This window comes from Lentzea sp., assembly GCF_036380075.1.
Classification (GTDB): domain Bacteria; phylum Actinomycetota; class Actinomycetes; order Mycobacteriales; family Pseudonocardiaceae; genus Lentzea.
The window spans coordinates 1-8,743 of record NZ_DASVFL010000053.1; the positions used below are offsets into that span (position 1 = coordinate 1).

Genomic DNA, 8,743 nt, shown 5'->3' on the forward strand with positions numbered 1-8,743 from the left:
AGTCAAGCGGGCACGCTTTTCGCCCGCTTGACTCCCCACCTCGGGTGTGGCTGCCTCGAGCACTGCTCGTGACGGGACCACCCCACGCAATCGCGCAAACACCAACGCAACAGCAAGCCGCCCAACGAAACAGGCGTGCCATCAACCCACGAACGGCGCCGGCCCGGTCCTTGATCAGTTGGCGGGGTCCGGGGCAGAGCCCCGCGCCTGAAACAGGAACCCGCCAGCCAAACGCAACCACCCAAAACCGTCAGGACAAAGTCCGAACCCGCCGAGTCACCTCAGCCCGAGCCCCCAACTCCGAATCCAACGGAAAATCCACCCGAACCAAACTCAACCCGTGAGCAGGAGCCACAGCCACCCCACTGGCCCGCCCGCTCAAAGACAACAAGGACGCAGGCCACTCAACAGCCTTCCGCCCTTCCCCCACAGCAAGCAACGCCCCGACGAGGGACCGAACCATGGAGTGGCAAAAAGCATCGGCAGACACGAAAGCCGTGACCACACCATCAGAGGGCGACCGGACGAACGAAAGCCGCTGCAGCTCCCGAATGGTCGTAGCCCCCTCCCGCCGCTTGCAGAAAGCGCAAAAATCCCGCTCCCCCAACAAAAGAGCAGCAGCGGAGTTCATGGCGGCAACATCCAGAGGACGAGGCCAAGCCAAGGTGTCCAACCGCCGCAACGGCAACGCACCGAAATCGGCATCAGCGACCCGGTACTCGTAATGGCGCCGCAAAGCGGAGAACCGGGCGTCGAAAGCAGACGGCACCACACGCGCCGAGAACACCCGGACGTCAGCCGGCAGCACGCGGGCCAACCGCCGCGGCAACCCGGCCACGCCCACCGACTCGGGCAGGTCGACATGGGCCACCTGACCGGAGGCGTGGACCCCGGCGTCGGTACGGCCGGCCACGGTCAGGACGACGTCCTCCCGCAGCACCATCGACATGGTGTCCTCGAGCACCCCGCACACCGTCCGACGGGAAGGCTGGCGGGCCCAGCCGGAGAACTCCGTCCCGTCGTACCCGAGATCAAGCCGCACACGAACGAGCCCGCCGCCCCCTGAAGCGGGAACGACGGGCTCGTCAGCTGGAGAACCGCTCAGGACTCGTCCTTCTTGTCCTTGGCCTCTTCCGCCTTGACCTCCTCGGCCGACGGCTCGCCGTCGACCTCGACGGCACCCTCAGCGGGCGCCTCGGCAGCGTCCTTCGTCGCGGACTCGGGCGCGTCAGCGTCCTGGTCGACGACGGCGGTCTCGGCCGGCTTCTCGTCCTTGGCGAACTTGGTCTTGCGCGCAGCCTCGGCCTCGGTGGAGACGAGCTTCTGCTGCACCAGCTCGATGATGGCCATGGGGGCGTTGTCGCCCTTGCGCGCCAGCGTCTTGGTGATGCGGGTGTAGCCACCGGAGCGGTCGCTGAAGAACGGACCGATCTCGGCGATCAGCTTGTGCACGACGTCCTTGTTGCGGATCACCTTCATGATCTCGCGACGGTTGTGCAGGTCGCCGGCCTTGGCCTTGGAAATGATCTTCTCGGCGTACGGACGCAGCCGCTTCGCCTTGGCCTCAGTGGTCTTGATCCGGCCGTGCTCGAACAACGCCGTCGCCAGGTTGGCGAGCAGCAGCCGCTCGTGCGCCGGAGACCCACCGAGCCGTGGGCCCTTGGTAGGGGTGGGCATCGCTTACTCCTGTAACTGAAAGAGATCCTCTAGCTCTGAGTCAGAGCGTCAGAGCTGCTCGGTCTCCGCGTAGTCCTGGCCGTCGTCGTGCGGGTCCAGGCCGGCGCCGGCACCCCAGCCGGTGTCACCGGCGTGGTAGTCGGACGCGGCGGCGGACGGGTCGAACCCAGGAGGCGAGTCCTTCAGGGCGAGGCCGAGGCCGACGAGCTTCATCTTGACCTCGTCGATCGACTTCGCACCGAAGTTGCGGATGTCCAGCAGGTCCGCCTCGCTGCGCGACACGAGCTCGCCGACGGTGTGGATGCCTTCCCGCTTCAAGCAGTTGTAAGACCGGACCGTGAGGTCCAGGTCCTCGATAGGCATCGCGAACGCGGCGATGGTGTCGGCCTCGGCCGGCGACGGGCCGATCTCGATGCCCTCGGCGTCGATGTTCAGCTCGCGAGCGAGACCGAACAGCTCCACCAGGGTCTTGCCCGCGGAGGCAACGGCGTCCCTCGGGGTGATCGAGGGCTTGCTCTCCACGTCGAGGATCAGCTTGTCGAAGTCCGTGCGCTGCTCGACACGAGTCGCCTCGACCTTGTACGTCACCTTGAGAACCGGCGAGTAGATCGAGTCGACGGGGATGCGGCCGATCTCGGCGCCCGCCTGCTTGTTCTGGACAGCCGGGACGTAGCCGCGACCGCGCTCGACGACGAGCTCGATCTCCAGCTTCCCCTTGCCGTTCAGGGTCGCGATGTGCAGGTCGGGGTTGTGCACGGTGACACCGGCCGGAGGCACGATGTCGCCCGCGGTCACCACACCGGGGCCCTGCTTGCGCAGGTACATGGTCACCGGCTCGTCCTCCTCGGACGAGACGACGAGCTCCTTGAGGTTCAGGATGACGTCGGTGACGTCCTCCTTCACCCCGGGAACCGTGGTGAACTCGTGCAGCACGCCGTCGATGCGGATGCTCGTGACAGCAGCACCGGGGATCGACGAGAGCAGCGTGCGGCGGATCGAGTTGCCGAGCGTGTAACCGAAGCCCGGCTCCAGCGGTTCGATGACGAACCGGGAACGGGTCTCGGAGACCGCTTCCTCGGCGAGCGAGGGGCGCTGGGAAATCAGCACTGGGTTCTACCTCTCAGACAACGACGCCCGCTATTTGACGCCGTCAACAACAGCCAGTCGCGGAGACCGGCATACGCACTCGGCACACCCTTCGCGCCGATGCGGGACCCGACCCGAGCCACCGTCCGAAGCAGACGGTGGCCCGGAGAGGATCACTTCGAGTAGAGCTCGACGATGAGCTGCTCGGTGACAGGCGTGTCGATCTGCGCGCGCTCGGGCAGCTGGTGCACGAGGATGCGCAGGTTCGAGGCGACGACCTGCAGCCAAGCGGGAATCGGGCGGTCACCGAAGGACGCGCGAGCAGCCTCGAAGGGCAGCGTCGGCATGGACTTCGGCTTCACGTCGATGATGTCGAACTTCGACACCTGGTAGCTCGGGATGTTCACCTTCTGGCCGTTCACGAGGAAGTGGCCGTGGGCAACCAGCTGGCGAGCCTGGCGACGCGTGCGGGCGAGGCCCGCGCGGTACACCACGTTGTCGAGGCGGGCCTCGAGGATCTGGAGCAGGTTCTCGCCGGTCTTGCCCGGACGACGAACCGCTTCCTTGTAGTAGCGGACGAACTGACGCTCAAGAACGCCGTAGGTGTAGCGAGCCTTCTGCTTCTCCTGGAGCTGCAGCAGGTACTCGGACTCCTTGACCCGGCCACGACCGTGCTGGCCGGGCGGGTACGGACGGCGCTCGAACGCCTGGTCCCCACCAACGAGGTCGACCTTGAGGCGACGCGAGATGCGCGTCGCGGGTCCCGTGTAACGAGCCATTAGTTCTTACTCCTCCCCGTGCCTCAGACCCGGCGCCGCTTGGGCGGGCGGCAGCCGTTGTGGGGCTGCGGGGTCACGTCCTGGATGGTGCCGACCTCGAGACCGGCGGCCTGCAGCGAACGGATCGCGGTCTCACGGCCGGAGCCGGGACCCTTGACGAACACGTCCACCTTGCGCATGCCGTGCTCGGCGGCCTTGCGGGCGGCGTTCTCGGCAGCCATCTGCGCCGCGAACGGCGTCGACTTGCGCGAGCCCTTGAAGCCCACGTGGCCGGCGGACGCCCAGCTGATCACGTTGCCCATCGGGTCCGTGATGGACACGATGGTGTTGTTGAACGTGCTCTTGATGTGCGCCTGGCCGTGCGAGACGTTCTTCTTCTCCTTGCGCCGGACCTTCTTGACCCCGGCGCCCGTACGGGACTTGGGTGGCAAAACGAACTCCTAAGTTGAGGGCAGTAGACGCGAGGTCTTACTTCTTGCCGGCCTTCTTCTTGCCGGCCACGGTCTTCTTCGGACCCTTGCGGGTACGGGCGTTCGTCTTGGTGCGCTGTCCGCGAACGGGCAGGCCACGACGGTGCCGAAGACCTTCGTAGCAACCGATCTCCATCTTGCGACGGATGTCGGCCGCGACCTCACGGCGAAGGTCACCCTCGACCTTGTAGTTCGTCTCGATGTGGTCCCGCAGCTTGGCGAGGTCGTCGTCCGTCAGATCCTTCACCCGGAGGTCCGGGGAGATCTCCGTGGCGGCGAGCAGCTCCTTGGAGCGCGTACGACCGATGCCGAAGATGTAGGTGAGCGCGATCTCCATCCGCTTCTCGCGGGGGAGGTCGACGCCAGCGAGTCGTGCCATGTGGCGGTTAGCTCCTGTCGATTACTTCCAGGTCTGCTCCTCGTCCAGTTCCGGTGACTGACTCGCTGTGTGTCGTTCCGGCTGCTCTCACAGCCGGTGTCCCGGCCCCGGCCTGGAATCCGGGGGTGTCCGCACGCGGGAAAGCACTGCGTGCGGTAGGTACGAGGAGGCTTCTCGTTACTGCGTCATCGAAGAGGATCTCGACGAGCGCGTGGTGGAGCTGCTCAGCCCTGGCGCTGCTTGTGGCGCAGGTTCTCACAGATCACCATGACCCGGCCGTGACGGCGGATCACCTTGCACTTGTCGCAGATCTTCTTGACGCTCGGCTGAACCTTCACGCCTGAGATCTCCTGCTACTGGAGGTCACTTGTAGCGGTAGACGATGCGCCCGCGGGACAGGTCGTAGGGCGAGAGCTCCACGACGACCCGGTCCTCAGGGAGGATGCGGATGTAGTGCTGTCGCATCTTGCCGCTGATGTGCGCGAGTACCTTGTGACCGTTCTCCAACTCGACCCTGAACATCGCGTTGGGGAGCGGCTCGACTACGCGGCCCTCGACCTCAATGGCCCCGTCCTTCTTGCCCATGTCCTCCGCGTTTCGTGACGGTGATAAATACCTTTGGACGCGCGCCTGCCGGGTTCGATCTCACCTGCGAGGGCATGACAGAACCGGCGCGACAGATGCGCCACCTGACCAGTGTACGCAGTTCACTCCGGCAACCCAAATCGGGTCCGGTCGGGTCCGTCATCCGGCCGCGCGCACCTCTGAGCTGCGTTGTCGAGCGCGGCATCACCCGATCCGATGCCGCAGCTCTCCGGGCTCGGGGTGCCGGGGGTGGCGTGCAGTGCAGTGATGCGGTTCACGGCGTTGACGTACTCGCCGCGAAGATCTGGTCGGCGATCTTGTCGGCCGGGACGTCCTGGTGGGTGAGGTCGGTGGCCGGCTTGGTGGCAGCGCAGCCCGAGACGAGGATCAGAAGTGCGGACAGGACGGAACGGGTGGCCCCCACACCGCCCCCGAGCATTGGACTCGTTCGTCACTGCGACCGCATCCGCGAGGGCAAATGGAACAACCCCGCCCACCGGCCGGTGAACGGGGTTGTTCCGAAGAGCGCGGGGTCAGTCGTCCTCGGGCGCGGTGAGCACCCAGGGACCGTCCTCCGTGATGGCGACGCTGTGCTCCCAGTGCGCGGCCCGCGTGCCGTCGAGCGTGGTGACGGTCCAGCCGTCCTCCAGCTCCTGCGAGTCGTCGGTGCCGAGCGTCAGCATCGGCTCGATCGCGATGGCCATGCCGACCTTGAGCTTCGGGCCCTTGCCGGGCTTGCCGTAGTTCGGCAGGAACGGGTCCATGTGCATCTTGGTGCCGATGCCGTGGCCGCCGTAGTCCGCGACGATGCCGTACTCGATGCCGTCGCGCTCCCCCGACTCGATGGCCGAGGACTCGATGGCGAACGAGATGTCCGTGAGCCGTCCGCCGGGCACCGCGGCCGCGATGCCCGCGAGCATCGAGAGCCTGGTCGCCTCGGACAGCTTGTGGTCGGCGGGCGAGAGCTCTCCGACGCCGACCGTGACGGCGGAGTCGCCGTGCCAGTCGTCGAGGATCGCGCCGCAGTCGATGGAGATCAGGTCGCCTTCGGCCAGGACCTGGGTCCTGCTGGGGATGCCGTGGACGATCTGGTCGTTCACCGAGGCGCAGATGCTCGCCGGGAAGCCGTGGTAGCCCTTGAACGACGGGATGGCGCCGGCGTCGCGGATGGTCTGCTCGGCGATCTCGTCGAGCTCCCACGTGGAGATGCCGGGCTTCACCGCCGCGACGACGTTCTTGAGCGCCCTCGCCACGACCAGGCCGGAGGCGCGCATCGCCTCCAGCTGGCCGGGCGTCTTGATCTCGATCTTGCTCATGCTGTCGCTGCCACCCGTGATGACAGTGCGGAGCCGGTCAAGCAGTCCACCTGTCACTTCTCGTCGCGCAGCTCGTTCAACGCGGCGAGTGCGCGCGCGCTGATCTCGTCGATCTCACCGACGGCGTCGATGGAGACGACCTTGTCGGAGTAGTAGCTCAGCAGCGGCGCGGTCTCGTTGCGGTACACCTGCTGGCGGTGCCGGATGACGTCTTCCTTGTCGTCCGTGCGCCCGCGCGCGAGCAGCCGTTCCACCACGACGTCCTCGTCGACCCGGAACTCCAGCACCGCGTCGAGCTTGTGCCCGCCGACGGCGAGGAACTCACCCAGCTTGTCCGCCTGGGCGACGTTGCGCGGGAACCCGTCGAGCAGGAACCCGTCCGTCGCGTCGGACTCGGCCAGACGCTTGCGGACCATCTCGTTCGTGATGGAGTCCGGCACGAGCGCGCCCTCGTCGAGGATGCTCTGCACCTCGAGGCCGAGCTCGGTCTGGTTGCTGATGTGTGACCGGAAGAGGTCGCCCGTCGAGATGTGCGGCACACCGAGCTTGCGGCTCAGCACTTCGGCCTGGGTGCCCTTGCCCGCACCCGGCGGGCCAACGAGAACGAGTCGCATCTAGCGGAGGAACCCTTCGTAATTGCGCTGCATGAGCTGGCTCTCGATCTGCTTCACGGTGTCGAGGCCGACACCGACCATGATCAGAACCGCGGTGCCGCCGAACGGGAAGTTCTGGTTCTGGCCGTCGCCGGTCAGGTCCAGGAACAGGTTCGGCAGGATCGCCACGATGCCGAGGTAGAGCGAGCCGGGGAGCGTGATGCGACCCAGCACGAACTTGAGGTACTCGGCGGTCGGACGACCAGGACGGATGCCGGGGATGAAGCCACCGAACTTCTTCATCTCGTCAGCGCGCTCGTCCGGGTTGAACGTGATGCCGACGTAGAAGTACGTGAAGAAGACGATCAGCAGGAAGTACGTGGCGATGTGCACCCAGCTCGACTGCTTGACCAGGTAGGTCTGCACGAACGTGGAGAACCAGTTCGGCTCGGTCGAGGAGCCCTGGGTGAGGCGCACGATCAGGTCCGGCAGGTAGAGCAGCGACGAGGCGAAGATGACCGGGATGACGCCGGCCTGGTTCACCTTGAGGGGGAGGTACGTCGACGTGCCGCCGTACATGCGGCGGCCGATCATGCGCTTGGCGTACTGCACCGGGATGCGGCGCTGGGCCTGCTCGACGTAGATGACGCTCGCGATGATGATCAGAGCGGCGACGATCACGAGGGCGAAGGTGATGCCGCTCTTCTCGAGGATGTTCTTGCCCTCGGCCGGGATGCGGGCGGCGATACCGGTGAAGATCAGCAACGACATGCCGTTGCCGATGCCCTTCTCGGTGATGAGCTCGCCCAGCCACATGATGACCGAGGTACCGGCGGTCATGGTCACGACCAGCACGATGAGGGTGAAGATGCTGTCCTTGCCGGGGATGACGTCCTGGTCGCACTCACCGAACAGCTGCCCGCGCACCGCCAGGGCGACGAGACCGGTGGACTGCAGGATCGCGAGCCCGATGGTCAGGTAGCGCGTGTACTGCGTCAGCTTGCCCTGACCGGCCTGCCCTTCCTTCTTCAGCTGCTCGAACCGCGGGATGACCACGGTGAGCAGCTGGATGATGATGCTCGCGGTGATGTAGGGCATGATCCCCAGCGCGAACACCGACAGGTTGAGCAGAGCGCCACCGCTGAAGAGGTTGATCAGCGAGTAGATGTTCTGGCCCTCGAGCTGTTCAGCACACGCCCGCACGTTCTTGAAGGACACGCCCGGCGCGGGCATGGTCGCACCAAGCCGGTACACAATGATGATCCCGAGCGTGAACAGGATCTTCTTGCGTAGATCCGGCGTCGCGAGAGCCGAGCGGAATGCGCCGAGCACGCGAACCTCCTGAGCGTTGCCGACCCCCAGGGACCGGCACATGCGGTAGTTGGCAGGCCGCAGCAGGCAGCCACGACCAAGCAACCCGGAGGACATCCGGGTTCAGCCCGCGACTCTAACAGTCTCCCACGACACCGCCGTACCCAGTGGCCAATCACAGGTTCCAACTCGTTGATCTCTCACCACTTCACTGGGCCATCCGGTGTAGAAACTCCTTCAGATCCATGCTACGAGCAGCGGTTACGCCGCCCGCGAACGTCCGCGCCACCCCCGCTGTTCCCTCTTGCGGCTCAACTTTTTCAGCTGACCGCAGAACCCGCCTGGAGCGCGGCTAGCGCGCCGCGGAGAGACACGATGGAGGCCGGCAGGGACGTGCGGGTGAAGCCGAAGGCGAGCCGACCCAACCCCCGCACTTCCAAGCGATGCCGAAGGCGAGCCGTCACCCCTGACGCCGATTAGAGCCGGTGAACCCACCCGTTCTTGTGCGATTGGGGCTTGACTTTGGGTGCGAGGTGCTACCACTCGT

Annotated in this window: 12 protein-coding genes; all 12 read right to left on the reverse strand. The window is 65.9% G+C overall.

Annotation, left to right across the window (positions count from 1 at the left end; all coding sequences use genetic code 11):
* Positions 1-250 precede the first annotated feature (250 nt).
* The 12 genes from truA to secY all read right to left on the reverse strand — a co-directional run bounded on the left by truA (position 251) and on the right by secY (position 8,217).
* A complete protein-coding gene (gene truA / locus VF330_RS06370) occupies positions 251-1,042 on the reverse strand; it encodes a tRNA pseudouridine(38-40) synthase TruA (protein WP_330850563.1) in 792 nt (263 codons plus the stop codon).
* Between the two features lie 59 nt (positions 1,043-1,101).
* The gene (rplQ, locus tag VF330_RS06375; RefSeq protein ID WP_330850564.1) at positions 1,102-1,677 is read right to left on the reverse strand and encodes a 50S ribosomal protein L17; all 576 of its coding nucleotides are present in this window, start codon (positions 1,675-1,677) and stop codon (positions 1,102-1,104) included.
* Between the two features lie 48 nt (positions 1,678-1,725).
* Positions 1,726-2,784, reverse strand: a complete 1,059-nt coding sequence (locus tag VF330_RS06380; RefSeq protein WP_330850565.1) for a DNA-directed RNA polymerase subunit alpha — start codon at positions 2,782-2,784, stop codon at positions 1,726-1,728.
* A gap of 152 nt (positions 2,785-2,936) precedes the next feature.
* Complete coding sequence (gene rpsD, locus VF330_RS06385) at positions 2,937-3,542, reverse strand: 30S ribosomal protein S4 (RefSeq protein ID WP_330850566.1); 606 nt, start codon at positions 3,540-3,542, stop codon at positions 2,937-2,939.
* 23 nt (positions 3,543-3,565) lie between these two features.
* Positions 3,566-3,973: a 30S ribosomal protein S11 gene (rpsK, locus tag VF330_RS06390; protein WP_033436732.1), complete on the reverse strand. Its 408-nt coding sequence runs from the start codon at positions 3,971-3,973 to the stop codon at positions 3,566-3,568.
* A 37-nt stretch (positions 3,974-4,010) separates the two neighbouring features.
* A complete protein-coding gene (gene rpsM / locus VF330_RS06395; RefSeq protein ID WP_045309821.1) occupies positions 4,011-4,391 on the reverse strand; it encodes a 30S ribosomal protein S13 in 381 nt (126 codons plus the stop codon).
* Between the two features lie 224 nt (positions 4,392-4,615).
* Complete coding sequence (gene rpmJ / locus VF330_RS06400; RefSeq protein WP_010148647.1) at positions 4,616-4,729, reverse strand: 50S ribosomal protein L36; 114 nt, start codon at positions 4,727-4,729, stop codon at positions 4,616-4,618.
* Between the two features lie 25 nt (positions 4,730-4,754).
* Positions 4,755-4,976 carry a translation initiation factor IF-1 gene (infA, locus tag VF330_RS06405; protein WP_005166804.1) on the reverse strand — a complete coding sequence of 74 codons (222 nt, stop codon included), beginning with the start codon at positions 4,974-4,976 and terminating at the stop codon, positions 4,755-4,757.
* A gap of 274 nt (positions 4,977-5,250) precedes the next feature.
* Positions 5,251-5,415 carry a hypothetical protein gene (locus tag VF330_RS06410; RefSeq protein ID WP_330850567.1) on the reverse strand — a complete coding sequence of 55 codons (165 nt, stop codon included), beginning with the start codon at positions 5,413-5,415 and terminating at the stop codon, positions 5,251-5,253.
* A gap of 94 nt (positions 5,416-5,509) precedes the next feature.
* Positions 5,510-6,292 (reverse strand): type I methionyl aminopeptidase, encoded by a 783-nt coding sequence (gene map / locus VF330_RS06415; protein ID WP_330850568.1) that lies wholly within the window; start codon positions 6,290-6,292, stop codon positions 5,510-5,512.
* 53 nt (positions 6,293-6,345) lie between these two features.
* Complete coding sequence (locus tag VF330_RS06420) at positions 6,346-6,906, reverse strand: adenylate kinase (RefSeq protein WP_330850569.1); 561 nt, start codon at positions 6,904-6,906, stop codon at positions 6,346-6,348.
* Positions 6,907-8,217, reverse strand: coding sequence for a preprotein translocase subunit SecY (secY, locus tag VF330_RS06425; protein WP_330850570.1), 1,311 nt, complete (start codon positions 8,215-8,217; stop codon positions 6,907-6,909).
* Positions 8,218-8,743: the final 526 nt, after the last annotated feature.

Coding starts and splice junctions, on each gene's coding strand:
- map (WP_330850568.1), bottom strand. CDS start 6,292: ATGAGCAAGATCGAGATCAAGACGCCCGGCCAGCTGGAGGCGATGCGC.
- rpsM (WP_045309821.1), bottom strand. CDS start 4,391: ATGGCACGACTCGCTGGCGTCGACCTCCCCCGCGAGAAGCGGATGGAG.
- VF330_RS06420 (WP_330850569.1), bottom strand. CDS start 6,906: ATGCGACTCGTTCTCGTTGGCCCGCCGGGTGCGGGCAAGGGCACCCAG.
- rpsD (WP_330850566.1), bottom strand. CDS start 3,542: ATGGCTCGTTACACGGGACCCGCGACGCGCATCTCGCGTCGCCTCAAG.
- VF330_RS06410 (WP_330850567.1), bottom strand. CDS start 5,415: ATGCTCGGGGGCGGTGTGGGGGCCACCCGTTCCGTCCTGTCCGCACTT.
- infA (WP_005166804.1), bottom strand. CDS start 4,976: ATGGGCAAGAAGGACGGGGCCATTGAGGTCGAGGGCCGCGTAGTCGAG.
- rplQ (WP_330850564.1), bottom strand. CDS start 1,677: ATGCCCACCCCTACCAAGGGCCCACGGCTCGGTGGGTCTCCGGCGCAC.